Origin of the sequence: Pseudomonas sp. SC3(2021) (genome assembly GCF_019856535.1) — a bacterium.
GTDB lineage: Bacteria > Pseudomonadota > Gammaproteobacteria > Pseudomonadales > Pseudomonadaceae > Aquipseudomonas > Aquipseudomonas monsensis.
Genome location: NZ_CP082236.1, coordinates 5,725,274 through 5,749,884, shown reverse-complemented (window position 1 = coordinate 5,749,884; position 24,611 = coordinate 5,725,274). Strand labels below are relative to the sequence as shown.

At 61.2% G+C, this 24,611-nt stretch carries 18 protein-coding genes; 15 read left to right on the top strand and 3 right to left on the bottom strand.

The genetic code is table 11. From position 1 onward, the window contains the following. Window positions 1–138 precede the first annotated feature (138 nt). Both K5Y35_RS25590 and K5Y35_RS25585 read left to right on the top strand, forming a co-directional pair. Complete coding sequence (locus tag K5Y35_RS25590) at window positions 139–834, top strand: DUF1266 domain-containing protein (protein ID WP_123463431.1); 696 nt, start codon at window positions 139–141, stop codon at window positions 832–834. Beyond that, entirely contained in the window at window positions 831–3,524 is a 2,694-nt protein-coding gene (locus tag K5Y35_RS25585; RefSeq protein WP_222833286.1) for a DUF805 domain-containing protein, read from the top strand. The genes K5Y35_RS25590 and K5Y35_RS25585 overlap by 4 nt, the downstream gene beginning before the upstream one ends. Here K5Y35_RS25585 and K5Y35_RS25580 read toward each other — a convergent pair. The 3 genes from K5Y35_RS25580 to K5Y35_RS25570 form a co-directional block, all read right to left on the bottom strand. Beyond that, entirely contained in the window at window positions 3,521–5,212 is a 1,692-nt protein-coding gene (locus K5Y35_RS25580) for a molecular chaperone HscC (protein ID WP_186744691.1), read from the bottom strand. The genes K5Y35_RS25585 and K5Y35_RS25580 overlap by 4 nt on opposite strands. A gap of 95 nt (window positions 5,213–5,307) precedes the next feature. After that, entirely contained in the window at window positions 5,308–8,586 is a 3,279-nt protein-coding gene (locus K5Y35_RS25575; RefSeq protein WP_222833285.1) for a PAS domain S-box protein, read from the bottom strand. Between the two features lie 74 nt (window positions 8,587–8,660). Beyond that, complete coding sequence (locus tag K5Y35_RS25570; RefSeq protein ID WP_123463423.1) at window positions 8,661–9,545, bottom strand: LysR family transcriptional regulator; 885 nt, start codon at window positions 9,543–9,545, stop codon at window positions 8,661–8,663. A 141-nt stretch (window positions 9,546–9,686) separates the two neighbouring features. Between K5Y35_RS25570 and leuC the strand changes: the two genes are divergently transcribed. The 13 genes from leuC (at window position 9,687) to K5Y35_RS25505 (ending at window position 24,599) form a co-directional block, all read left to right on the top strand. Then, complete coding sequence (leuC, locus tag K5Y35_RS25565; protein ID WP_123463421.1) at window positions 9,687–11,105, top strand: 3-isopropylmalate dehydratase large subunit; 1,419 nt, start codon at window positions 9,687–9,689, stop codon at window positions 11,103–11,105. Between the two features lie 13 nt (window positions 11,106–11,118). Further along, window positions 11,119–11,763, top strand: a complete 645-nt coding sequence (gene leuD / locus K5Y35_RS25560; protein ID WP_123463419.1) for a 3-isopropylmalate dehydratase small subunit — start codon at window positions 11,119–11,121, stop codon at window positions 11,761–11,763. Between the two features lie 147 nt (window positions 11,764–11,910). After that, the gene (locus K5Y35_RS25555) at window positions 11,911–12,678 is read left to right on the top strand and encodes a class I SAM-dependent methyltransferase (protein ID WP_222833284.1); all 768 of its coding nucleotides are present in this window, start codon (window positions 11,911–11,913) and stop codon (window positions 12,676–12,678) included. A gap of 55 nt (window positions 12,679–12,733) precedes the next feature. Beyond that, a complete protein-coding gene (gene leuB / locus K5Y35_RS25550; RefSeq protein ID WP_123463416.1) occupies window positions 12,734–13,816 on the top strand; it encodes a 3-isopropylmalate dehydrogenase in 1,083 nt (360 codons plus the stop codon). Window positions 13,817–13,882: 66 nt separating this feature from the next. Then, entirely contained in the window at window positions 13,883–14,995 is a 1,113-nt protein-coding gene (gene asd / locus K5Y35_RS25545) for an aspartate-semialdehyde dehydrogenase (RefSeq protein WP_064363920.1), read from the top strand. Window positions 14,996–15,241: 246 nt separating this feature from the next. After that, on the top strand, window positions 15,242–16,252 hold the full coding sequence (locus K5Y35_RS25540; RefSeq protein WP_222833283.1) for an aspartate-semialdehyde dehydrogenase: 1,011 nt from the start codon (window positions 15,242–15,244) through the stop codon (window positions 16,250–16,252). Window positions 16,253–16,461: 209 nt separating this feature from the next. Then, complete coding sequence (locus K5Y35_RS25535; RefSeq protein ID WP_222833282.1) at window positions 16,462–19,095, top strand: FimV/HubP family polar landmark protein; 2,634 nt, start codon at window positions 16,462–16,464, stop codon at window positions 19,093–19,095. A 277-nt stretch (window positions 19,096–19,372) separates the two neighbouring features. Next, window positions 19,373–20,197, top strand: a complete 825-nt coding sequence (gene truA, locus K5Y35_RS25530) for a tRNA pseudouridine(38-40) synthase TruA (protein ID WP_177490526.1) — start codon at window positions 19,373–19,375, stop codon at window positions 20,195–20,197. A gap of 65 nt (window positions 20,198–20,262) precedes the next feature. Further along, window positions 20,263–20,889, top strand: a complete 627-nt coding sequence (locus K5Y35_RS25525) for a phosphoribosylanthranilate isomerase (RefSeq protein WP_123463408.1) — start codon at window positions 20,263–20,265, stop codon at window positions 20,887–20,889. A gap of 204 nt (window positions 20,890–21,093) precedes the next feature. Further along, complete coding sequence (accD, locus tag K5Y35_RS25520) at window positions 21,094–22,014, top strand: acetyl-CoA carboxylase, carboxyltransferase subunit beta (RefSeq protein WP_222833281.1); 921 nt, start codon at window positions 21,094–21,096, stop codon at window positions 22,012–22,014. Continuing rightward, entirely contained in the window at window positions 22,011–23,318 is a 1,308-nt protein-coding gene (gene folC / locus K5Y35_RS25515; RefSeq protein WP_222833280.1) for a bifunctional tetrahydrofolate synthase/dihydrofolate synthase, read from the top strand. Before accD ends, folC begins: the two co-directional genes overlap by 4 nt. Beyond that, window positions 23,302–23,940: an SPOR domain-containing protein gene (locus K5Y35_RS25510; protein ID WP_222833279.1), complete on the top strand. Its 639-nt coding sequence runs from the start codon at window positions 23,302–23,304 to the stop codon at window positions 23,938–23,940. The genes folC and K5Y35_RS25510 overlap by 17 nt, the downstream gene beginning before the upstream one ends. 98 nt (window positions 23,941–24,038) lie before the next feature. Beyond that, the gene (locus tag K5Y35_RS25505; protein WP_007913461.1) at window positions 24,039–24,599 is read left to right on the top strand and encodes a CvpA family protein; all 561 of its coding nucleotides are present in this window, start codon (window positions 24,039–24,041) and stop codon (window positions 24,597–24,599) included. The last annotated feature ends 12 nt before the right edge of the window (window positions 24,600–24,611 follow it).

Sequence of the window (24,611 nt, the reverse complement as noted above, 5' to 3'; positions counted from 1 at the left end):
AAGGCCCCGATACGTCGGGGCCTTTTTTTGTGGGCGTAAGAAAAGCGTTGTGCGACTTTGCCGCCGACAACGGTTTCTCTACAATCCGCCGCAGTTTTGCCGACCCCACTCCCTGGCGGTCGGCCTGGAGCCTTTTTCATGGACGATATTCAGCAGCGTTGGCTGTGCGCCCTTTCTGCGCCGATGGCAGCGCTCAATACCGGCGCCGGGTATGCCGACCCCGCTTTCTGCGACGACCGCTACATTGATCTGCGAGACAGCTGGGGGATCGATGATCGGCGGCAATTGTTCGAGATGCTCGAAGGGATGACCGATGATGGCCATGCCAGGCATCTCAGCGCGGCCTATATGGCCTGGCAGCGTTGTCTGCCGAGCGAATGGCAGGCCTTGCTTGCAGACCTGAGCCCCCGCCAACGTGTCCTGCATGAATTCGCCAGCCGTACATTCGGCAGCTGCGGTCCCGGGGGGATTTTGTCTTGGGATTATGGGCGCATGGGCTTCCTCTTGCGTTGCGCGGTGCGCAATCAGTGGATCGATCTGGTCGAGAGCAACTGGCTGCACAGTCGCCTGGCCATCAGGGCGCAATTTCACTACGGCAGCTGGATGGCATATTTCAATGGCTTTGTGGTGGGGCGGACTTTTTGGTGCTGCTTGAGCGCCAGCGATGACGAGCTCGCTGGCGCGCTGGACCGGCAAGGCAACAGCGCTCATAACCTGCGGATCAGTCGCGGTCTTGCGCAGAACATTCCGCACTTTCTGGCCGATTTGCCTTGGCACATGGACATTGATCCGCCGCCACGTCCGATATCGCTCAAGGAGTTCGACTGGTCATGAGTTGCTGGATCCGACTGGGCATCGAGCCTACGACTGACGAAACCCTGATTCGCAATGCCTACCGTGCACGCCTGCCGGCGCATCATCCGGAGACTGACCCGGAAGGCTTTCAGGCACTGCGCATGGCCTACGAAAACGCCCTGCGTCTGGCCCGTGCAGACGAGGAGGAATCCGAGCCAGAGCCCGAAGCAGCAGAGCCGACGGTCAAGGAGGTCCCGCAGACGTTCGTGGATTTCTGCGAACTGCTTGACGATCCTGCGCGACGCTTCAATTTCGCGGCGTGGCAGGCCTTTGTCCAGGCACTGGATGAACTGTCGCTGGATGCACTGGATGAACTCGGCTGGGGGCTGTACCACCGGCTGGCCGACGCCGGTCCGTTGTCCTACCGTTGCGCAAACCTGTTGGCCAAGCGTATGGCCTGGGATCAACAGTTGCTGGATCTGGAGTTCAACGACGCCCAGCGGGTTGAAGCCTTTCTGCGGCGAATCGAGGGCCCCGACCCGTTCGACACGGATCTGATGAGCGCCTGGTCGGAGGCCGCGCAGACTGAATCGCTGTGGTACGCGCGGAGCCTGGACTTCATTTTCACCCAGCGCCCGCTCCATGAGTTCGCCGACTTCGCCAGTCAGCACACGTGCCTGCCGTTGCCGGATGATGCTGCGTTCATCAAACGTCTGCTGGTGCAGTTCACGCAGGCGGGCATCGGAGTGTCGACATTTTTGCAGTGCTGCGTCGAACAGCAACTTGCAGCTCCGGATGATGTGGACTGGTTGTACCTGTTGGCGTGTCAGAGCAGCTTGTTGGGGCGGGACGATCAGGCACTGCCTTGCTGGATCCGGCTCTGGAACGAACACCGTCATCCGATGGCGGAAAGTCGTCTGCTGGAATTGTGTGCCAAGCGCCAGCCGACCTTTCTGCCGCTGCTGATTCAGGCGTTCGATCGTCTGCAGGACTGCGCTGACTGGTCAGAGGATCTCGGGGATGAATGCCAGGTGTCTGGCAGCCCGTCGCAACGCCCTGAGACGCTGAATCGTTGGTTGGGTGTCGGGCGGCTGCAACTGGAGAGTCTGGCCCAGAGTTTTGTCGACTGGCGCATGACGGGTGATGAGCTTCCATTGCTCGCACAACTGTTGGGTGAGAATGCCGACAGCCGATTGCTGCAGCTTTACCGACACGCCTGGGCGTTGCATCGGGGCGATTCGCTGTTGCTGCAGCAGATTCTGGATGCACCGCTGCCGGTCGATGCGCTCGAAAGCCTGGTCTTGAGCGGCTTCAAATATCAGGCTGGGCAGCATCTGCGCTGGTTGAGCAGGGCGCCGATTGCGCAGGCGATGGACGCTTTCTGCGAGGCGGATTCGAACTCGCGGCAGTTGCCGGAGGTGCTGACACAAGGCGAGCCGCACAAGGTCTGTCGTTTGTGGCTGCGACGCTTGCGGCCTTACAGCAGCGCAGCGCTGGAGCGAATGGCCGAAGCGTTCAGACTGAGTGCTGTCAAAGATGACTGTGACTTGTCCGAACTCGATTTGCTTCTGCAGTTGAGTCGTCGCGCAATTGAGTTGCCGCCGGTCGGCCTGGGCGCAGCTGCATGGGAGTGGCATGCCCAGAGCCTGTTTTTGCTGGCGTTGCTGGAGCAGCCGGAACGCTGGTTGCAATTGATTGATGCGCGGTGCCTGGAGCGTCTGTCGTTCAACCCCGCTCATCCTCTGGCTCGGCTGCAGCCATTGTTGCAGCGTTTGCAGCGTGAGCAAGGCAACTGCGACGGCTTGCTGGGATGGCTGCAAGGCGATGACCCGGTTCACGGTTTGTTGGTGCAACAATTGTTCAGCGTACAACAGGCCCTCGACAGCGCCAGGTTGCCTGCCAATACCTTGCTTTACACTTGTGTCGAAAGCGACCGGGATGCCTGCGGCGACGATCTGCTGGGGTTGTTGATGTTCTGGGGCGTGCTCTATCACGACCCGAGCCTGAGCGCCGAGCAGCACCGGGCCTTGTTGCAATCCATCGCGGCGGTCAGTTGCGAAGACGACTGGTTCGAAGGTTTTCGCGATGGATTGATCAAAGGCGAGCCGGTGTGGCCACCGCGCAAGGTGTTGACGGATTTTGGCGTCGACAAACTACTGGCGTATGAGGCGCTCGATGCCCTCAAGGGCCTGATTCGTTATGGCGCTGCCGGTGTGCCGAAAACGCGAGTACTGCGCCAATTGCAGCAGGGCAAGGATGACGTGCAGAACAGCGTCGGCTTGCGGCTGGCGCTGTGTGCGTTGCTGTCCTGGTCGGAGCGTTTGCTATTGGCCAACAGTGATATTCAACCGGTACCGGCAGGTGCGATCTGGCGCCTCGGATCGCGACTGGGGCGCAAGGCTTTTATCGCTCAGGTCCTGGGGTGTTTGGTGATCGCACCGGTGGCGGGTCTGATCAGTGGCACCACGGCCGCTGGCATTCTTATCCTGTTGCTCGCTGTTCTGGTGTTGCTCGGCGCCATTCTGCGCCGCTTGCATGACATGGGGCGGGGCATTCCCACGTTGCTGATATTCATGGCGCTGTCACCGGTGCTGCCATTTTTGCCGTTGGTGCTGTTCGGCTTTCCAGGGGACAAGTTGCCCAACCGCTATGGCGTGCCGCCGGACAGCGGGGGTGGCGAAACACTGTCCGGCGGCCTGCAGGCCGCATTGCGCCGACTCAATGGCTAGAGGCGCAGTTGGTCCAGCGCCTTGTTGAGCTCTGAGCGGTGGCTCGCGATCTCGGATGATTGCTGGCCACCGAGGATCGCGGTGAAGCTGTGCAGCCATTCGGCAATGCGTTCGCGTTGCGTTCCGAGGCTCTGCATCCATGCCCGTTCCAGACGGGCCAGCAAGGTGCGGTTGGGCAATGCGTCGCGTGGGTGGACCTTCAATGTGGACAGCCGGTTATGGCTGTCCCGGCGCGCCTGCTCATCCAGCCCTGTAGGACTGCGGTCGATACTGTGGCTGTGGCGATCACCGGTCTCGAGCAACGTGACGTCGACTTCGAGCAAACCATTGATGTCATAACTGAAGCGTACATCCAGTTCCTGAATATGATCGCAGGGCGTCAAGTCGACATCGAAAGCCTCAATCAGGATGTTGTCGCGTACCCACGGTCGTTCACCCTGATAGACAGCAATACGGATCTGTTCCTGACGGGGGTGGGTGGTGTGATAACGCTCCACCCGTGACGTCGGGATGATGGTGTTGCGTTCGATAATCGGCGAAAAAGCGCCGTCGATGCCGTTGCCGCGCATGGTCGCGATGCCCAGCGTGTAAGGGCAGACGTCGGTCAGAATCAGCTCTTCCACCGCGCCATCGCGCGCCTTGCACGCGGCTTGCGTGGCCGCCCCGAGCGCAACGATGGTGTCCGGGTCGAGATGCCGGTACGGCAGGCGCCCGAACAGCGTGGCGACCATTTGCTGCACCGCCGGCATCCGCGTGGCGCCACCGACCAATACCAGGCTGTCGAGATCGCGGGGTTTGAGCCGCGCATCGCGCAGGGCCTGTTCGATCGGTGCGCGCAGTCGGGCGAGTAGCGGCTCCCAGATCTTCACGGCAGCGGCTTCGTCCAGTGACCATTCGAACGTCGTGTCGCCGTGACGCCAGCTCAGCTGCTGTGTCCCTTCGCCGAGTTTGCACTTGAGTTGTTCCAGCGCGTCGCCAAGGCTGGCCATGCCTTGCGCATCAACCATTGACGGGTTCAGTTGCCAGTTTTTCAGGCACGCCTGCAACAGCGCGGCGGTGAAGTCTTCGCCACCGAGGAAGTTGTCGCCGGTGGACGCATGCACTTCAATCAGCGGGAGCGCGTATTCCAGCACTGTGACGTCGAACGTACCGCCACCCAGATCGAAAATCAGTGTGCGTTCGAACTTTTGCTCGTGCAGCCCGTAGGCCATGGCGGCGGCGGTCGGTTCGTTGATCAGGCGCGTGACGGCAAGACCGGCCAGCTCGGCGGCGAACAGGGTGCGCTTGCGTTGCTCGTCGCTGAAGTACGCGGGCACGGAAATCACCGCTTCAGAGACCGGGTGGCCGAGGAAGGCCTCGGCGTCCTGCTTGAGTGAGCCGAGCACCAGCGCCGACAACTCTTCCGGACTGAAATGGCGGCTGCCGAGCTCGATCTGCCTGTCGCTGCCCATGAAGCGCTTGAAGGCAGCGGCCGTGCGGTCAGGGTGGGTGGTCAGGCGGGCGCGGGCGGCTTTGCCGACCAGAATGGTGTCATCTTCATCGAGGCTGACCACCGACGGGGTCAGCACGTCACCGAGGGCGTTGGGAATCAACCGGGCCTGACCGTCCTGCCAGACGGCGATCAGACTGTTGGTGGTGCCAAGGTCAATGCCCAGCAGGGCCGGGCGGGGGAGGGTTGCATCCTGCATGATCGTTCTCGAAACGGCGCAAAAAAACGCGACCCTACAGGTTGCCGCAAACCGTGGCAATCAGGGTTCTGTTGCAGCCTGCGCCGTTGCCTGCTTCAGGGCAGCAGCCCTTTCAGCGCCTCCAGCGCCATCGGCCGACTGTGCAGATAGCCTTGATACAAATGGCAACCCAGACCTTGCAGGAACGCCAGTTGCTCCGGAGTTTCCACGCCTTCGGCGATCACCTCCAGCTCCAGGCTGCGCGCCATGGCGACGATCGCGCGAATGATCTCGGCGTCGTTCGGGTCGGTGGTTGCATCGCGAATAAACGACTGATCGATTTTCAGCGTGTCCACCGGCAAGCGCTTGAGGTAGGTCAGCGACGAATAGCCGGTGCCGAAATCGTCCATGGCGAAGCTCACCCCGAGTTTTTTCAGGCGGCGCATCTTGCTGATGGTGTCTTCCAGATTCTGGATGACGATGCCTTCGGTGATCTCCAGTTTCAACAGCGAGCACGGCAGGCCATGACTGGACATGCTGTGTTCGATGCGTTCGACGAAATCGTTCTGGCGGAACTGTCGCGGGCTGATGTTCACGCACAGGCTGAAATTCAGCGGGTCGACCAGTTTCAGCGCGATCAGCTCTTTGAACGCGTCACAGGCTTCGTCGAGGATCCAGGTGCCGACTTCGAGAATCAGGCCGCTGTCCTCCAGCACTTTGATGAACTCGGTCGGCGATTGTGTGCCCAGCTCCGGGTGGTGCCAGCGCACCAGCGCTTCAGCGCCGATGATGCGGTTGTCCCGGGCGTCGACCTGCGGCTGGAAGTGCACGTTGAATTCGCCGCGCGACAGCGCCAGACGCAAGTCGGTCTCCATGCGCAACCGTTCGCTGGCGGCTTTCTGCATGGTGTTGTGATACATCTGCGTGGTGTTGCGCCCGGAATCCTTGGCCCGGTACAGCGCGATGTCGGCGCGTTTGAGCAAGTCGGTCGGGGTCGAGCCGTGGTCGGGAATCAACGCCACGCCGATACTCGGCGTCACTTGCAGGCGCTGGCCGTCGAGGAACATCGGTTCCGACAGCAGTTCGCGGATGGTGTCGGCCAGTTCCCGCACCTGGGTGCTGACCTCGTTGCGTGTGCCCTCCAGACCACTGAGCAGCACCACGAACTCATCACCGCCCAGACGCGCGACGGTATCTTCCATGCGCACGCTGGCTTCGAGTCGCGCGGTGATGATCTTCAGCACCGTGTCGCCGACCGGGTGGCCGAGGGAATCGTTGATGTGCTTGAAGTGATCGAGGTCGAGAAAAAGCAGCGCGCCGCGCAGGTTGTGGCGTTTGAGCAGGGCAATCTGCTGGCTCAGGCGATCCATCAACAGCGCGCGGTTGGGCAGGTTGGTCAGCGGATCGTGATACGCCAGATGACGAATCTGGGCCTCGGCGTTTTTCAGCAAGCTGACGTCACGGGCTGTCAGCAGCAGGCACGCGGTTTCATTCAGGGTGATCGGCTCGACTGAAACCTCGACGGTGAGCAACTCACCGCGCTTGTTGCGCCCGAGCATTTCCTGATGATGCACGCGGCCCTTGATCTGCAGCTCGGCGAGCAACGCCGAGCGCTGTTTCTCCTCGGCCCAGATGCCGACCTGATACACGGTCTTGCCCACCACTTCGTCCGCGCGATAGCCGGTCAGGCGGCAGAAACCGTCGTTGACCTCCAGATAACGCCCGGTGTCGCGCTCGGTGATGGTGATCGCGTCGGGGCTGGAGTGGAACGCCTTGGCGAATTTCTCTTCGCTGGCCTTGAGTGCGGCTTCCGAACGCTGTTGCTGGGTGATGTCGCGCAACGTGGTGACGATGCACGGCTGATCGCCAACGCTGATCTGCCGGCTGGAAATCACGCAGGTCAGCGACTGGCCGTCCTTGTGCTGGACGATGATCGCGACATTGCTCAGCCCCTGTTCGCGAATCACGCGCTCGATGCGCTGCAGGCTTTTCGCCGATGCGTCCCACAGGCCGATTTCTTCGGCGGTATGGCCGATCACGTCGACGGCGCTCCAGCCGAAAGTCTGGGTAAAACTGTTATTGATTTCGATGAATTCGCCGCTGTCCTGGCGGGTGACACAGATCGGGTCGGGACTGACCTGGAACAGCGTGGCGAATTTCTCTTCCGAGGCCACCAGTCGCTGTTCGCGTTCGACCTGATCGGTGATGTCCAGCAACGTCCCGGCCATGCGCAACGGCGCGCCGTTGTCGTCGCGGTAGAGGCGGGCGCGGCTTTCCAGATATCGTGAGCTGCCGTCCGGCAGTTGCACGCGATAAGTCAGTTGATAGTTGCCCGCCGGACCTTCGCGCAGGCTGCGATACGCATTGCGCATGCTGTCGCGCTCTTGGCCGGGCACGCCTTCGAAAAACTCGTCGAAAGATTCATGGAACGGTTTTGGCTCCAGCCCGTGCAGTTGCGCGGCACGCGCCGAGCCGTAAAGCATGCCGCTGGGGATGTGCCAGTCCCAGGTACCGAGTTGCGCGGAATCCAGCGCCAGGTCGAGGCGTTCCTGACTGTCCTTCAGTGCCAGTTCGGCGGCTTTGCGCTCGGTGGTGTCGAGGAACGTGCTGAGCAGATAGGGCTGGCCTTCGAGTTCGACCTTTTGCGCACTGAGAATGCCGTCATGCACCTGACCGTTGCTGGCGCGAAACTGCACTTCCATGCTGATCAGTTCGCCCTTGGCCTTGGTTTTCTTCACCAGTTCGGCGCGTTGTTCAGGGTGCACCCACAGGCCCAGTTCCAGGGTGGTGCGGCCGATGGCGGTCTGCACCGGCCAGCCGAACAGGCTTTCGAAATACTGGTTGGCTTCACTGATCAGGCCGTCTTCCTGGCGCGTCAGCAACACCATGTTCGGGCATAGGTGAAAGAGTGTGGCGAAACGTTTCTCCGAGCTGCTCAAAGCCTGTTCGCGTTGACGCTGGTGGGTGATTTCGCGAATCACCCCGATCATTCGGGGGCGGCCGTGTTTGTCCGGCAGCAGGCTGCCACTGATCTCCAGCCAGTGCAGGCTGCCGTCCGGCCAGCGAATGCGGTGGTGCATCGCCTGTTCCAGTGGTGCGCCGGCAATCACCGCGTGGAAGGCGCGCACGGTTTTCGCGCGGTCTTCCGGAGGCAGTAGATCGAGGTATTCCAGATCTTCCGGCAGCGGTTGCCGTGGATCGAAGCCGAACAATGCCTGAGTGCCCCGCGACCAACTGATCTGCCCGCGCTCGATGTCCCAGTACCAGGCACCGAGCCGCGCGCCGTTGAGGGCAGCGAGCAATTGCGGCGCACTCTCCCAGCTCTGCTCGGAATGACGCGGGTCAATCGCTTGAATGCGCGGCATCGGCGGAATTCGGTCAACAGATTTCGGCATTGTTAACGGGCCTTGAGCTGATGTTGGCGTTAGGCACAGGGGCAGCGGCTCTCTCGGAGTAACACAAGTTGGCCTTAAGTCCCTGGCAGATCGACTTGAGCATCCAGCAAGGCCATAAAGGCTCTTGCTGCATTCGATAGCGTCCGTTCGGTGTGCAGGATATAGCCTAGCTGGCGACTGAGCTGTATGCCCGGCAAAGCGATGCTCGCCACCTGCTCATCGAGCATGGTGCGCGGCAAAACACTCCACGCCAGGCCGATCGAGACCATCATTTTGATGGTTTCCAGATAGTTGGTGCTCATGGCGATATTCGGCGTCAGTCCCTGGGCTTCGAACAAGCGTTGGACAATATGGTGAGTAAAGGTGTTGCCGCCGGGGAAAACCGCCGGATGACCGGCAATGTCGGCCAGGCTGACCGGGCCGTTGCCGATCAATGAATGCTCCGGGGCGACCACGAAATCCAGCGGGTCGTCCCACACCGGCGTGGCTTTGACCAGCGCGTGCGGTTCCGGCGCCAGGGTGATGACCGCCAGTTCTGCACGGCCATGGAGAATTTCTTCGTAGGCCACTTCCGAATCGAGGAACTGAATATCCAGCGCCACCTGTGGGTAGCGACGAGTAAATTCCCGCAAAAGCGGCGGCAAACGGTGCAAACCGATGTGGTGACTGGTGGCCAGGGTCAGGCGCCCGCTGACTTCGCCGGTGAGGTTGGTCAGGGCGCGGCGGGTGTCGTCCAGCACGTTGAGAATCTGATAAGCCCGTGGCAGCAGGGCGCGGCCGGCCTCAGTCAGGCCTACTTCGCGGCCCAGGCGGTCGAACAGGCGCACCTTCAATTGCTGCTCCAGGCCGGCGATGCGTTTACTGATCGCCGGCTGCGTCAGATGCAGGCGTTCGCCGGCGCCAGAGAAGCTGCCCGTCTCGGCGATCGCGATAAAAGCATTGAGGTTGGCCAGATCCATGATTCGTATTCCAGTTGGTTATCCAAAGCATAAAAAATATGAATTTGAGTTATTTAATGTAACCCCATAGGATCGGCCTCACAAGCCAAAGGGTTATTGATAAGCCCAAGGCATAGAAACAAGCTGATGAGGAACCGTCTGATGGCCGGCAAAACGCTCTACGACAAGCTCTGGGATTCGCATTTGGTCAAGCAGCGCGACGATGGCTCGGCGTTGATCTATATAGATCGTCACATCATCCACGAAGTGACTTCGCCGCAAGCTTTCGAAGGCCTGCGTCTGGCCGGGCGCAAGCCTTGGCGCATTGATGCCAACATCGCGACCCCGGACCACAACGTACCGACGACCCCGGAACGCAAGGGCGGGATTGAAGCGATTGCCGACCAAGTCTCGCGTTTGCAGGTGCAGACCCTCGATGACAACTGTGATGAATACGGCATCGTCGAGTTCAAGATGAACGACGTGCGCCAAGGCATCGTCCACGTGATCAGCCCGGAGCAGGGCGCGACCTTGCCGGGCATGACCGTGGTCTGCGGCGATTCGCACACCTCGACCCACGGTGCGTTCGGCGCGCTGGCCCACGGCATCGGCACCTCCGAAGTTGAGCACGTGCTCGCCACCCAGTGCCTGGTCGCCAAGAAAATGAAGAACATGCTGGTCCGCGTTGAAGGGCAATTGCCGTTCGGCGTGACCGCCAAGGACATCGTCCTCGCGGTGATCGGCAAGATCGGCACCGCCGGCGGTAACGGCCATGCCATCGAATTCGCCGGCAGCGCGATCCGCGACCTGTCTGTCGAAGGCCGCATGACCATCTGCAACATGTCCATCGAAGCCGGCGCCCGTGTGGGCCTGGTGGCGGCGGATCAAAAGACCGTCGATTACGTGAAAGGTCGTCCCTTCGCCCCGAAAGGCGCCGAATGGGACATGGCGGTCGAAGCCTGGAAAGATCTGGTGTCCGATGCTGACGCCAAATTCGACACCGTGGTCGAGCTGGACGCCGCGCAAATCAAGCCGCAAGTCAGCTGGGGCACTTCGCCTGAGATGGTTTTGGCGGTTGACCAGAACGTGCCGGATCCTGCCAAGGAAATGGATCTGGTCAAGCGTGACTCGATCGTCCGCGCCTTGAAGTACATGGGGTTGAGCGCCAATCAGGCGATCACCGACATACAACTGGATCGCGTATTCATCGGCTCCTGCACCAACTCGCGCATCGAAGACCTGCGCGCTGCTGCGGTCATCGCCAAGGGCCGCAAAGTGGCATCGACCATCAAGCAGGCGATCGTGGTGCCGGGCTCGGGTCTGGTGAAGGCCCAGGCTGAGGCCGAAGGTCTGGACAAGATTTTCCTCGAGGCCGGTTTCGAATGGCGCGAGCCGGGTTGCTCGATGTGCCTGGCAATGAACCCGGACCGTCTGGAGTCCGGCGAGCATTGCGCCTCGACCTCCAACCGCAACTTCGAAGGCCGTCAGGGCGCCGGTGGTCGTACCCACCTCGTGAGCCCGGCCATGGCCGCTGCGGCGGCGGTGAACGGTCGTTTCATCGACGTTCGTGAATTGATCTGAAGGAGAGCGCAGCATGAAAGCTTTTACCCAGCACACTGGTCTTGTCGCGCCTCTGGATCGTGCCAACGTCGACACCGACCAGATCATCCCCAAGCAGTTTCTGAAGTCGATCAAGCGCACCGGTTTCGGTCCGAACCTGTTCGACGAGTGGCGTTACCTGGATGTCGGCCAGCCGTATCAGGACAACTCCAAGCGCCCGTTGAACAAGGAGTTCGTGCTCAACGCCGAGCGTTATCAAGGCGCCAGCGTGTTGCTGGCCCGCGAGAACTTCGGTTGCGGCTCCAGCCGTGAACACGCGCCGTGGGCGCTGGAAGAATACGGTTTCCGCAGCATTATCGCGCCGAGCTACGCCGACATCTTCTTCAACAACAGTTTCAAGAACGGCTTGCTGCCGATCATCTTGAGCGACGCTGAAGTCGATGAATTGTTCAAGCAGGTGGAGGCTGAGCCGGGCTATCAATTGCAGATCGACCTGCAGGCGCAGACCGTAACCCGTCCGGACGGCAAGGTTTACAACTTTGAGATCGACGCGTTTCGCAAGCATTGCCTGTTGAACGGTCTGGACGATATCGGTTTGACCTTGCAGGACGGCGATGCGATTGCGGCATTCGAAGCCAAGCATCGGGTTAGTCAGCCGTGGTTGTTCCGCGACGCATAAGCAAGTTTTGAATTGATGCAGTTCAGGCTGGCCTCTTCGCGAGCAAGCTCGCTCCCACAGGGGAATGCATTTCAAGTGTGGGAGCGAGCTTGCTCGCGAAGGCGTTAGTCCAGGCAATACAAGGCTAAAACCCAGAAGGATGTGACCATGACCAGCACCGCCCAACACTCTCAGGTCGTACAGAAGCAATTCGGTGAACAGGCCGCCGCCTACCTGAGCAGCGCCGTTCACGCGCAAGGCACCGAATTCGCGCTGCTACAGGCTGAGCTGGCGGGGCAGGGCGAGGCGCGGGTGCTGGATCTGGGGTGCGGCGCCGGTCATGTGAGTTTTCATGTGGCGCCACTGGTGAAAGAAGTGGTGGCCTACGACCTGTCGCAGCAGATGCTCGACGTGGTCGCCGCTGCGGCTGTGGATCGCGGTTTCGCCAACATTGCCACGGTCAACGGCGCCGCCGAGCGTCTGCCGTTTGCCGATGGCGAGTTCGACTTCGTGTTCAGCCGTTATTCGGCGCACCATTGGAGCGACCTCGGCGTGGCCCTGCGTGAAGTGCGTCGGGTACTGAAGCCGGGCGGTGTGGCGGCATTCGTTGACGTGTTGTCACCGGGCAGCCCGTTGTTCGACACTTACCTGCAGAGCGTCGAAGTGCTGCGCGACACCAGCCATGTGCGCGATTATTCCGCCGGCGAGTGGTTGCGGCAGGTCAGCGAGGCGCGGCTGCATACCCGCAGCACCACCCGTCAGCGCCTGCGTCTGGAGTACAGCAGTTGGGTCGAGCGCATGCGCACACCCGACGTGATGCGCGCGGCGATCCGCCAGTTGCAGCAGTCGATGGGCAGTGAAGTACACGAATATTTTGAGATTGATGCTGACGGCTCGTTCAGTACAGATGTGATTGTGCTGATCGCCGAGCGTTAAGAATTTTTCCGGGCGCGTCAGTTAGAGACGCACCGACTGAAGACACGAGGAAAGCATGAGCAAGCAGATTCTGATTCTCCCAGGTGACGGTATTGGTCCGGAAATCATGGCCGAAGCGGTCAAGGTTCTGGAATTGGCCAACGACAAGTACAGCCTGGGCTTCGAGCTGAGCCATGACGTGATCGGTGGCGCCGCCATCGACCAGCACGGCGTGCCGCTGGCCGACGAAACCCTCGACCGTGCCCGTGCTGCCGACGCCGTGCTGCTGGGCGCGGTGGGCGGCCCGAAATGGGACACCATCGAGCGTGACATCCGCCCGGAGCGAGGTCTGCTGAAAATCCGTGCGCAACTGGGCCTGTTCGGCAACCTGCGTCCGGCGATTCTGTACCCGCAACTGGCCGACGCTTCGAGCCTGAAGCCGGAAATCGTTGCCGGTCTGGACATCCTGATCGTCCGTGAACTGACCGGCGGCATCTACTTCGGCGCGCCGCGTGGCACCCGTACCCTGGAAAACGGCGAGCGTCAGTCCTACGACACCCTGCCGTACAGCGAAAGCGAAATCCGCCGCATCGCCCGCGTCGGGTTCGACATGGCCATGGTGCGCGGCAAGAAACTGTGCTCGGTGGACAAGGCCAACGTACTGGCGTCCAGCCAACTGTGGCGCGAAGTGGTCGAGCAAGTGGCCAAGGATTACCCGGAAGTCGAACTGAGCCACATGTACGTCGATAACGCCGCCATGCAGCTGGTGCGCGCACCGAAGCAGTTCGACGTGATCGTCACCGACAACATGTTCGGCGACATCCTGTCCGACGAAGCGTCGATGCTCACCGGTTCGATCGGCATGCTGCCGTCGGCCTCGCTGGATTCGAACAACAAGGGCATGTACGAGCCTTGCCACGGTTCGGCCCCGGACATCGCCGGCAAAGGTATCGCCAACCCGCTGGCGACCATTCTGTCGGTGTCGATGATGCTGCGTTACAGCTTCAATCTGCATGACGCGGCCGATGCCATCGAGAAAGCCGTCAGCGTGGTGCTGGATCAAGGCCTGCGCACTGGCGACATCTATTCGGCCGGTTGCACCAAAGTCGGTACGCAGGAAATGGGCGACGCAGTAGTCGCCGCGCTGCGGAATCTGTAATCTCTCGGGCCCGCTGCGAAATTCAATACAAAGCAGCGGCCCACTTTTCAAGAAGGTGTAGTTGCGATGAAACGTGTAGGTCTGATCGGTTGGCGCGGGATGGTCGGTTCCGTGCTCATGCAGCGGATGCTGGAAGAGCAGGATTTCGATCTAATCGAGCCGGTGTTTTTCACCACTTCCAACGTCGGTGGCCAAGGCCCGTCCGTGGGCAAGGACATTGCTCCGCTCAAGGACGCTTACAGCATTGACGAGCTGAAGACCCTCGACGTGATCCTGACCTGCCAGGGCGGCGACTACACCAGCGAAGTGTTCCCGAAGCTGCGCGAAGCCGGCTGGCAGGGTTACTGGATCGACGCGGCCTCGAGCCTGCGCATGAACGATGACGCCGTGATCATTCTCGATCCGGTCAACCGCAAGGTCATCGACCAGCAACTGGACGCGGGCACCAAGAACTACATCGGCGGCAACTGCACCGTCAGTCTGATGCTGATGGGTCTGGGCGGTCTGTTCGAAGCCGGTCTGGTCGAGTGGATGAGCGCCATGACTTATCAGGCGGCCTCCGGGGCCGGCGCGCAGAACATGCGTGAACTGATCAAGCAGATGGGCGCAACCCACGCGGCGGTGGCCGATCAACTGGCCGATCCGGCCAGCGCGATCCTCGACATCGACCGTCGTGTGGCCGAAGCCATGCGCAGCGACGCGTACCCGACCGAAAACTTCGGCGTACCGCTGGCCGGCAGCCTGATCCCGTGGATCGACAAGGAACTGCCGAACGGCCAGAGCCGCGAAGAGTGGAAGGCCCAGGCCGAGACCAACAAGATCCTCGGCCGCTTCAAGAGCCCGATCCCGGTCGATGGCATCTGCGTGCGCATCGGCGCCATGCGTTGCCACAGCCAGGCGCTGACCATCAAGCTGAACAAAGACGTACCGATCGCCGACATCGAAGGGCTGATCAGCCAGCACAACCCTTGGGTCAAACTGGTGCCGAACCAGCGTGAGATCAGCATGCAGGAGCTGAGCCCGACCAAGGTCACCGGCACCCTGAATGTGCCGGTGGGGCGTCTGCGCAAGCTGAACATGGGTTCGCAATTCGTCGGTGCCTTCACCGTCGGCGACCAACTGCTGTGGGGCGCGGCCGAACCGCTGCGTCGCATGCTGCGGATCCTGCTGGAGCGTTGATCGCTTGAAGCAATGAAAGAACCCGTGCCTTGTGAGAGGTGCGGGTTTTTTTATACCTGAGGTTTCTCGGGTGTATGTTCTGTCGCCTTCGCGAGCAAGCTCGCTCCCACCTTGAAATGCATTCCCCTGTGGGAGCGAGCTTGCTCGCGAAGGGGCAGGCGCAGTCGCCACAAATCCTGCAGAAATTGCCTGTGCGCCAGTCACCCGGTAAAGTGCCGCTCCCCCCGTTTCGCCAGAGGTAGAACCATGACCCAGACCCTTGATATTGCCGTCGTCGGCGCCACCGGTACTGTCGGCGAAACCCTCGTACAGATTCTCGAAGAGCGCGACTTCCCGGTCGGCAACCTGCACTTGCTGGCCAGCAGCGAATCCGCTGGCAGCTCGGTGCTGTTCCGCAACAAGAACGTGCGCGTGCGTGAAGTCGACGAGTTCGATTTCAGCAAGGTCAAACTGGTGTTCTTCGCCGCCGGCCCGGCCATCTCCCTGAGCTACGTGGCACGTGCCCACGCGGCTGGTTGCTCGCTGATCGACCTGTCCGGCGCATTGCCGGCCGAGCAGGCGCCGCAAGTGGTGCCGGAAGCCAACGCCGAGGTGATCGCCGGCCTGAAAGCGCCGTTCCAGGTCAGCAGCCCAAGCCCGTCGGCGACGACGCTGGCCGTGGTGCTGGCGCCGCTGCTCGACCTGCTCGACCTGCAATACGTCAACGTCACCGCCAATCTGGCCGTTTCCGCGCAAGGTCGCGAAGCCGTCACCGAGCTGGCCCGGCAGACCGCTGAACTATTGAACATGCGTCCGCTGGAGCCGACTTTCTTCGACCGGCAAATGGCCTTCAACCTGCTGGCTCAGGTCGGCACGCCCGATGCTCAAGGCCATACGCTGCTGGAAAAACGTCTGGTGCGCGAGTTGCGTCAGGTGCTGGCGCAGCCTTTATTAAAGATTTCCGCAACTTGCGTTCAAGCCCCGGTGTTTTTTGGCGATAGCTATAGCGTGACCTTGCAGTCATCGAGCGCGGTCGACCTGGAAAAGGTCAACGCGGCACTGGAAGACGCACCGGGTATTGAGCTTGTCGAAGCCGGCGATTATCCGACCGCAGTGGGTGACGCGGTGGGGCAGGATGTTGTCTATGTCGGTCGCGTGCGTACTGGTGTCGATGACCCGGCGGAACTTAATCTGTGGCTGACGTCAGATAACGTACGCAAAGGCGCCGCCCTGAATGCTGTGCAGGTCGCTGAATTGTTGATAAAAGACCTGCTGTAAAAGATACTTGGCAACAATTTGTCGACTGATTCTAGGTGAGCGCTATGCTTGCCCGGAGCACTTGATAACGTGTCACCCTCCGGGACTTTCCGGGGCATCAAAGAAATGATCGCGCGCGGCAGTCTGTCGTCGTCGCGCGCAATGCCTTACGGCAGCGGCAATCAACATCTTCTCGCTGGCCGAGGAACGTTCAAACAAAGGATGAGGCTATGGTTCAAGTTCGCAAACTGGTGTTAGCAATAGCGGCCGCCTCGGCGCTGTCCTCCGGTATGGCGCATGCCCTCGGGCTCGGGGAGCTGACCCTGAAGTCGACCCTGAACCAGCCGCTGGTGGCCGAGATCGAGTTGCTCGACGTCAAGGATCTCACCGCTGCCGAAGTGGTGCCGAGCCTGGCGTCTCCTGAAGACTTCGCCAAGGCCGGCGTTGACCGTCAGGCCTTCCTCAATGACCTGACGTTCACTCCGGTGCTCAACGCCAGCGGCAAAAGCGTGCTGCGCGTGACCTCGAGCAAGCCGTTGTCGGAACCGATGGTGAAATTCCTCGTGCAGGTGATGTGGCCGAACGGCCGTCTGCTGCGCGATTACAGCGTGCTGCTGGATCCATCGAAGTTCTCGCCGCAGACCGCTGACGCCGCCGCGCAACCGGCGCCGACGCAGACCATCACTGCGCCGACCACCGGTGCCACCCATTCGACTCAGTACACCACCACGCCGCGCGACACCCTGTGGGAAATTGCTGCAAAGGCGCGCACTGGCGGTTCAGTGCAGCAGACCATGCTGGCGATTCAGGCGCTCAACCCGAACGCGTTTATCGACGGCAACATCAACCGGCTGAAAACCGGTCAGGTGCTGCGTTTGCCGGACTCGGTGCAAAGCACCGCGCTGCCACAGTCGAAGGCGATTGCTGAAGTTGCCGCGCAGAACGAAGCCTGGCGTCAGGGCCGTCGTTATGTGGCCAAGCCAGGCACCGGTCAGCAGCAGCTCGATGCCACCAGGCGTGGTCGCGGCAATGCCGGCACCGCTCAGAATGCCCAGGACAACCTGAGCCTGGTCTCCGCCGAAAACGCCAAGGGGCGCGGCAAAGGCCCGGCAGGCGATGCCAAGGCGCTGAGCAACAAACTGGCGGTGACTCAGGAAAGCCTCGACACGACCCGTCGTGACAACGAAGAACTGAAAAGCCGCATGACCGATCTGCAAAGTCAGCTGGACAAGCTGCAAAAGCTGATCGAGCTGAAGAACAATCAACTGGCGAAGATGCAGGCCGAAGGGCCAGGCGCTGCGCCCGCCGCGAATCCTGCAGCACCTGCCGTCCCGGCGATCACCGCCGAACTGGCCGCGACGCCGCCAGCGACGCCGGCAGAGGCGGCTTCTCCTACACCGGAATCGGCCATTGCGCCACCGGTCGAGACCCCGATTGAGCCGGTTGTCGAACCCAAGCCTGCGGTTGTCGATGATGAGAAAACCTTCAACGAGCTGCTGACTAATCCGATTCTGTTGGGTCTGGTCGGCGGTGGTGCGGTTGTTCTGTTGCTCTTGCTGTTGCTGCTGGCGCGTCGTCGCAAAGCGCAGCAGGAAGCCGAAAAGCATATGCGCATGGCGCGTGCGCTATCTGAAGAGCAGGAATTCTCCGCCGAGCAGGATCTGCCTGAGAGCAGCTTCGAAGGCCTGGAAGTACCGGCGGCAAGCGTCAAGCTCAACACTCCGGCTCCAGCGCCGGCGCCGGTGGTGGCGCCAGTGGTGATGGCTGAGCCGATTGCCGCGCCGCTGGTGGCCCCTGCCGCCGAGCGCTCGGATGACGTGCTGGACAAGGCGCAGTCGCACATCAATGCCGGTCGCCTGAATCAGGCAGCCGCACTGCTGGAAGAGGGTGTCAGCCTCGAACCGCAACGCAGTGACTTGCGCCTGAAGCTGATGGAAGTCTACGGTCAGCAGGGCGATCGCGATGCGTTCGTCGGTCAAGAACGACAGCTGGTGGCCAATGGCGACAACTTTGCCAAAGTCGAAGAGCTGAAAAGCCGCTTTCCGGCTATGGCCGTAGTGGCGGCGAGCGGTCTGGCGGCAGCGGCAGTTGCCGCCGAGCTGGACGCGCAATACGTCAAAGACCTGTTGCTCGATGAGCCTGAGGCGCCGGCTCCGGCACCGCAGGAAGACGATCTGGACAGCGCGTTCGACCTGAGCCTGGACGATCTCGACAACATCACTCCGGTAGCACCAGCCCCAGTGGTTGAGCCGCAAGCGCCGGTGGAGCTGGACGAATTCCCGGCGGACGACGATCTGAGCTTTGAGTCGGTGCTGCAGCAGCAGACCGAGATCAAAGACAATCTGGACGATCTGTCGGACTTCGACCTGGATCTGGACCTTGGTGCCGAGCCGGCGCCGGCGGCTCTGGCTGATGACGACTTCTTGCTGGATCTGGACGAAGGCGTGAAGGATCTTGCACCGGTCGAGCCGCCGGTCGTTGCCGACGTGCCGCAGGATGATCTGGAGTTGCCTGCCGATTTCGACCTGTCGCTGGCGGATGAAATGGACACCAACCCGCCCGCCGAACCCGATGCGTTCGCAACCGAGCTGGACGACGTCAACGCCGAGCTGGATCGCCTGTCGCAAAGCATCGCCGAACCGACCTTCACCGAAGCCGATGCGGCGATCGGTGACGATCTGGGCGAAGATGACTTCGACTTCCTCGCCGGCACTGACGAAGCGGCCACCAAGCTCGATCTGGCTCAGGCCTACATCGACATGGGCGACAACGACGGCGCGCGCGACATCCTCAATGAAGTGTTGACCGAGGGTGACGAGAAGCAGCGTGGCGAGGCCAAGGAAATGCTGTCGAACCTGGCGTAAGTTCAGCGGTAAACAAAAAAAACGGCAGCCCAGTGAGGCTGCCGTTTTTGTTTGGGCCGGGATGTGTGTTGTCCTGGTTATTGTCACGGCTGGCAAGCCGGCTCCCACAGGTTCTGCGTACGCCAGAGAAACTGTGGGAGCCGGCTTGCCAGCGATGCGGGCCGATGAGGTGACAGAGAACCTTCTGGCATCCCTGAACCACAGCCTTATAATGCCCGCCTTTGCACAAACAGCAGGCTGTCCCACCTTGGCAAACATAGATAACCCGGTCGCCGAAATGGCCCCCGACGGCTTTTACCGCGTCGCGCTGGGCGTTGAGTACAAAGGCTCGCGCTACAGCGGCTGGCAGCGTCAGTTGACGGGTGTGGCAACGGTTCAGGAAGAACTCGAAAAAGCGCTGTCGAAAGTCGCCAATTCACCGATTTCGCTGCAATGCGCCGGGCGCACCGATGCCGGCGTGCATGCCTGCGGGCAAGTGGTGCATTTCGACACGCCGGTCGAGCGTTCACTGAAGGCCTGGGTCATGGGGGCCAACATCAATTTGCCCCATGACATCAGTGTCAGCTGGGCCAAAGTCATGCCGGCGCATTTCCATGCGCGCTTCAAGGCTATCGCCCGGCGTTACCGTTATGTGATCTACAACGATCAGATCCGCCCGGCGCATCTGAACGAAGAAATCACCTGGAACCACCGTCCGCTCGACGTCGAGCGCATGGCCGAGGCGGCGCAGTACCTGATCGGTACTCATGATTTCAGTGCGTTCCGCGCCGGCCAGTGTCAGGCCAAGTCGCCCATCAAGAAGATGCATCACCTGCGCGTCACCCGTCACGGCAAGATGATCGTGCTCGACATCCGCGCCAATGCGTTTCTCCATCACATGGTGCGCAACATTGCCGGGGTCTTGATGACCATTGGTGCCGGCGAGCGGCCGGTGGAGTGGATGAAGGAAGTGCTGGAAAGTCGCGAGCGCCGTTCCGGCGGCGTCACCGCGCATCCGTATGGCCTCTATCTGGTGCAGGTCGAGTACCACGACGAATTCCCGTTGCCTGAACGTTTTGTCGGGCCACATTTCCTTACGGGTTTCTCCGAACTTGACGGCTGACGCCCTCGAACGCTTTTGTTACCATCCGGGACTTTCCCGGATTTTGCCTCGGAGTTTTTCTCGATATGTCAGCCGTTCGCAGCAAGATCTGCGGGATTACCCGCATAGAGGATGCGTTGGCAGCGGTCGAAGCCGGGGCTGACGCCATTGGTTTCGTGTTTTATGCCAAGAGTCCGCGAGCGGTGAACGTGCAGCAGGCGAGGGCGATCATCCGCGCCCTGCCGCCATTCGTGACCACCGTCGGCCTGTTCGTCAACGCCAGTCGCTGCGAGCTGGGGGAAATCCTCGACGCCGTACCGCTGGACCTGTTGCAGTTCCATGGCGATGAAAACGCTGAAGCCTGCGAAGAATGGCGTCGGCCTTATATCAAGGCGTTGCGAGTCAAGGCCGGCGATGACATTGCTGCAGCTGTTGCTGCTTACCCGGGTGCCAGTGGCGTACTGCTCGACACTTATGTCGAGGGTGTGCCCGGCGGAACCGGTGAGGCCTTCGACTGGTCTCTGATTCCGCCGGATTTGAGCAAACCACTGATTCTGGCGGGCGGCCTGACGCCGGAAAACGTCGCCGACGCCGTGGCCCGGGTGAGGCCCTACGCGGTCGACGTCAGCGGTGGGGTAGAGGCGAGCAAGGGTATCAAGGATCATGCGAAGATCCGGGCGTTCATCGCCGCTGCACGCAAAGCGCCATATTGATGTGACGGCTGGCAGTCTGCCGCCGTCCATCAATGCACTTGCACAAAGCAGGCGAGGCTGAGGGTTTATGGGTTGCACGCAGGTCATGTTTCGCGCTGACCGTGGCGGTCCACCAACCATCGCCACACATATGAATTTAGCTGAAGGGCATACGCGGGGCTGCGAACCAGAGCGTTCGGGCCGCCGGTACTGGAGAAAGAAAGCATGAGCAACTGGTTAGTAGACAAACTGATCCCTTCGATCATGCGTTCCGAGGTCAAGAAGAGCTCGGTGCCGGAAGGTCTGTGGCACAAATGCCCGTCTTGCGAGGCTGTGCTGTATCGTCCGGAGCTGGAAAAGACCCTGGACGTTTGCCCGAAATGCAACCATCACATGCGCATCGGCGCACGTGCGCGCATCGACATCTTCCTCGATGCCGAAGGTCGCAACGAACTGGGCGCCGATCTGGAGCCGGTTGACCGTCTGAAATTCCGCGACGGCAAAAAGTACAAGGACCGTCTGGTCGCTGCACAGAAGCAGACCGGCGAGAAAGACGCGTTGATCTCCGTCAGCGGCACCCTGCTGGGTATGCCGGTGGTGGTTTCGGCGTTTGAATTCAGCTTCATGGGCGGCTCGATGGGTGCCATCGTCGGTGAGCGCTTCGTGCGCGCTGCCAACTTCGCCCTGGAACACCGTTGCCCGATGATCTGCTTCGCCGCTTCCGGCGGTGCGCGCATGCAGGAAGCGCTGATCTCGCTGATGCAGATGGCGAAGACCTCGGCCGTGCTGGCACGTCTGCGCGAAGAAGGTATTCCGTTCATCTCGGTACTGACTGACCCGGTCTACGGTGGGGTTTCCGCCAGTCTGGCAATGCTTGGCGACGTTATCGTCGGTGAGCCGAAAGCCCTGATCGGCTTCGCCGGTCCGCGTGTAATCGAACAGACCGTACGTGAAAAACTGCCGGAAGGCTTCCAGCGCAGCGAGTTCCTGCTGGAGCACGGCGCCATCGACCTGATCATTGATCGTCGTGAGCTGCGTCCGCGTCTGGGCAATCTGCTGGCGCAACTGACCGGCCAGCCGACACCGACCTACGTCGCTGCTCCAGTCGAGCCAATCGTGGTTCCGCCGGTGCCTGCCAACGTATGACCGAGCGCACCCTTGGCGAGTGGCTCGCCTACCTTGAGCAGTTGCATCCGTCAGCCATCGACATGGGGCTGGAACGTTCGCAACAGGTAGCGTCCCGCATGGGGCTGGGCCAGCCGGCGCCTCGGGTGATTACGGTCACCGGCACCAACGGCAAGGGTTCGACCTGCGCGTTCGTGGCTTCATTGCTGCGGGCGCAGGGTCTGAGCGTTGGTGTCTACAATTCCCCGCACCTGCTGCGTTACAACGAGCGGGTGCAGCTCAATGGCGTCGAAGCCACTGACGCCCAGCTCTGCGAAGCCTTCGCGGCCGTTGAGGCGGGGCGTGGCGACACTTCCCTGACTTATTTCGAAATGGGCACCCTGGCGGCGTTCTGGCTGTTTCAGCAGGCCGGGCTGGATGCGGTGGTCCTGGAAGTAGGGCTGGGCGGGCGTCTGGACACGGTCAACGTGGTGGACGCCGACATGGCGCTGGTGACCAGTATCGGCGTCGACCACGCCGATTATCTGGGTGACACCCGCGAGTCCGTGGCCTTCGAAAAGGCCGGAATTTTCCGTCAGGGCAAACCTGCCCTGTGTGGCGACCTCAATCCTCCGCAACCGCTGCTCGACAAGGCGCGCGAACTGGCGTGCCCGTTCTTCCTGCGTGGGCGAGACTTCGATCTTGGTGTTACCGATCAGCACTGGCAGTGGCGCGGTACCGACGCGCAAGGCCGGGTCGTTGAGTTGCGCGATTTGCCCTTGCTCGATCTGCCGATGGAAAACGCAGCGTTGGCGTTGCAGGCGTATCTGCTGCTCGGACTGCCGTGGGATGCCGGGCAGATCGTGGCTGCCTTGGAGGCGACTCGTGTGGTTGGCCGTCTGGATCGCCGCTCGTTCGAATGGAATGGCAAGCGCCTGAATGTATTGCTGGATGTGGGGCACAACCCTCATGCCGCCGAATATCTGGCCCGTCGTCTGGCCTCCCGGCCGCCGGTCGGCAAGCGTCTGGCGGTGTTCGGGCTGCTGGCGGACAAGGATCTGGATGGTGTTGTCGGCGAATTGAGTGCTAGTGTCGAGCACTGGGCGGTTGCGCCGCTGGATTCGCCACGTGCTCGCCCGGTGGCTGAATTACACGCTGCCTTGCAGAACCTTGGCGCATCCGTCACGTCTTACGACAGTGTCGCCGCCGCCCTGGAAGGGCAATGCGCAGTGGCAACCGGCGACGACGAGATTCTGTTGTTCGGATCATTTTATTGTGTCGCCGAGGCCCTTGAATGGCTGGCCCGGCGCTCCACGGAGGAAGCGGCAAATGGCTTTGCTGGATAAAGCGTACAAGCAGCGCATGGTCGGCGCCCTGGTGCTGGTGGCGCTGGCGGTGATTTTCCTGCCAATGCTGTTTTCCCGTCAGGATGAGCAGCGCCAGGTGGTCGTCGAGGCGCCGGCCGCTCCGCAGGCATCTGCCATGCCGCAGGTGCAAATGGAGCAGGTGGCGGTGCCGGAGCCGCAGGCCTTGCCGCAAGAACCGGTGCCAACCGATGAAGAAGTTGCAGAAGAGACTGCGCCTGCTGCTCCGATTGCCCCGGCTGCACCGGTACCGGCGGCTCCCATAGCCATCGCCAAACCGGCTGCGCCGCCAGCGGTGGCCAAGCCGATTCCGGCGCCTGCAGCCAAGCCTGACACCACGCAAAGCCGCGTCGATGCCAACGGCCTGTCGGTGAGCTGGTCGGTGCAACTGGCCAGCCTGTCGAGCCGCGCCAGCGCCGAGAGCCTGCAGAAAACCCTGCGCAGCCAAGGCTATAACGCCTACATCCGCTCTGCCGATGGCAAGAATCGGGTGTTCGTCGGGCCGCTGATCGAGCGTGCCGAAGCCGATCGTCTGCGCGATCTGTTGAGTCGTCAGCAGAACCTCAAGGGTTTTGTCGTGCGCTTCCAGCCCGAGCGCGGTTAAAAACTATCGCCTCGATTGAAATGCACTGATAATCGCAGCTTACCGAGAGGCATGCGCTCTGCTAAAATGCGCCGCCTTATCCGTCTGTAGGCTGCACTGTGCCATTTACCTGGGTTGACTGGGCGATCGTTGCAATCATCGCCATCTCCGCTTTGATCAGTTTGAGCCGAGGCTTCGTCAAGGAAGCATTATCGCTGGTGACCTGGATCATCGCAGGAGTCGTTGCCTGGATGTTCGGTGGCTCACTGTCCGAGTACCTCGCCGGATACATCGAAACCCCATCGGCTCGCGTGATCGCGGGCTGTGCCATCATGTTTGTCGCCACACTGATCGTGGGCGCAATGATCAATTATCTTATCGGCGAGTTGGTTCGCGTCACCGGGTTGTCCGGGACCGACCGATTCCTCGGCATGGCCTTCGGCGCAGCGCGTGGTGTGTTGCTGGTGGTCGTGGCAGTCGGGCTGTTGAGCCTGGGGCCGGTACAGCAGGACGGGTGGTGGAAAGAATCACAGCTCGTGCCAAAGTTTCTATTGGTCGCCGACTGGTCCAAAAACCTGATTCTCGGGTGGAGCAGTCAGTGGCTTGCCAGCGGAATCAGCGTACCCGCTGATATTCCGTTCAAGGAGCAACTCTTGCCGTCGGCCAAAACGCCACAGTGAGTGTTGTTCAGT

Bases quoted from the DNA above. Each gene is read 5' to 3' on its own strand.
- K5Y35_RS25590 (WP_123463431.1), top strand. From the start codon at position 139: ATGGACGATATTCAGCAGCGTTGGCTGTGCGCCCTTTCTGCGCCGATG.
- K5Y35_RS25585 (WP_222833286.1), top strand. From the start codon at position 831: ATGAGTTGCTGGATCCGACTGGGCATCGAGCCTACGACTGACGAAACC.
- K5Y35_RS25580 (WP_186744691.1), bottom strand. From the start codon at position 5,212: ATGCAGGATGCAACCCTCCCCCGCCCGGCCCTGCTGGGCATTGACCTT.
- K5Y35_RS25575 (WP_222833285.1), bottom strand. From the start codon at position 8,586: ATGCCGAAATCTGTTGACCGAATTCCGCCGATGCCGCGCATTCAAGCG.
- K5Y35_RS25570 (WP_123463423.1), bottom strand. From the start codon at position 9,545: ATGGATCTGGCCAACCTCAATGCTTTTATCGCGATCGCCGAGACGGGC.
- leuC (WP_123463421.1), top strand. From the start codon at position 9,687: ATGGCCGGCAAAACGCTCTACGACAAGCTCTGGGATTCGCATTTGGTC.
- leuD (WP_123463419.1), top strand. From the start codon at position 11,119: ATGAAAGCTTTTACCCAGCACACTGGTCTTGTCGCGCCTCTGGATCGT.
- K5Y35_RS25555 (WP_222833284.1), top strand. From the start codon at position 11,911: ATGACCAGCACCGCCCAACACTCTCAGGTCGTACAGAAGCAATTCGGT.
- leuB (WP_123463416.1), top strand. From the start codon at position 12,734: ATGAGCAAGCAGATTCTGATTCTCCCAGGTGACGGTATTGGTCCGGAA.
- asd (WP_064363920.1), top strand. From the start codon at position 13,883: ATGAAACGTGTAGGTCTGATCGGTTGGCGCGGGATGGTCGGTTCCGTG.
- K5Y35_RS25540 (WP_222833283.1), top strand. From the start codon at position 15,242: ATGACCCAGACCCTTGATATTGCCGTCGTCGGCGCCACCGGTACTGTC.
- K5Y35_RS25535 (WP_222833282.1), top strand. From the start codon at position 16,462: ATGGTTCAAGTTCGCAAACTGGTGTTAGCAATAGCGGCCGCCTCGGCG.
- truA (WP_177490526.1), top strand. From the start codon at position 19,373: ATGGCCCCCGACGGCTTTTACCGCGTCGCGCTGGGCGTTGAGTACAAA.
- K5Y35_RS25525 (WP_123463408.1), top strand. From the start codon at position 20,263: ATGTCAGCCGTTCGCAGCAAGATCTGCGGGATTACCCGCATAGAGGAT.
- accD (WP_222833281.1), top strand. From the start codon at position 21,094: ATGAGCAACTGGTTAGTAGACAAACTGATCCCTTCGATCATGCGTTCC.
- folC (WP_222833280.1), top strand. From the start codon at position 22,011: ATGACCGAGCGCACCCTTGGCGAGTGGCTCGCCTACCTTGAGCAGTTG.
- K5Y35_RS25510 (WP_222833279.1), top strand. From the start codon at position 23,302: ATGGCTTTGCTGGATAAAGCGTACAAGCAGCGCATGGTCGGCGCCCTG.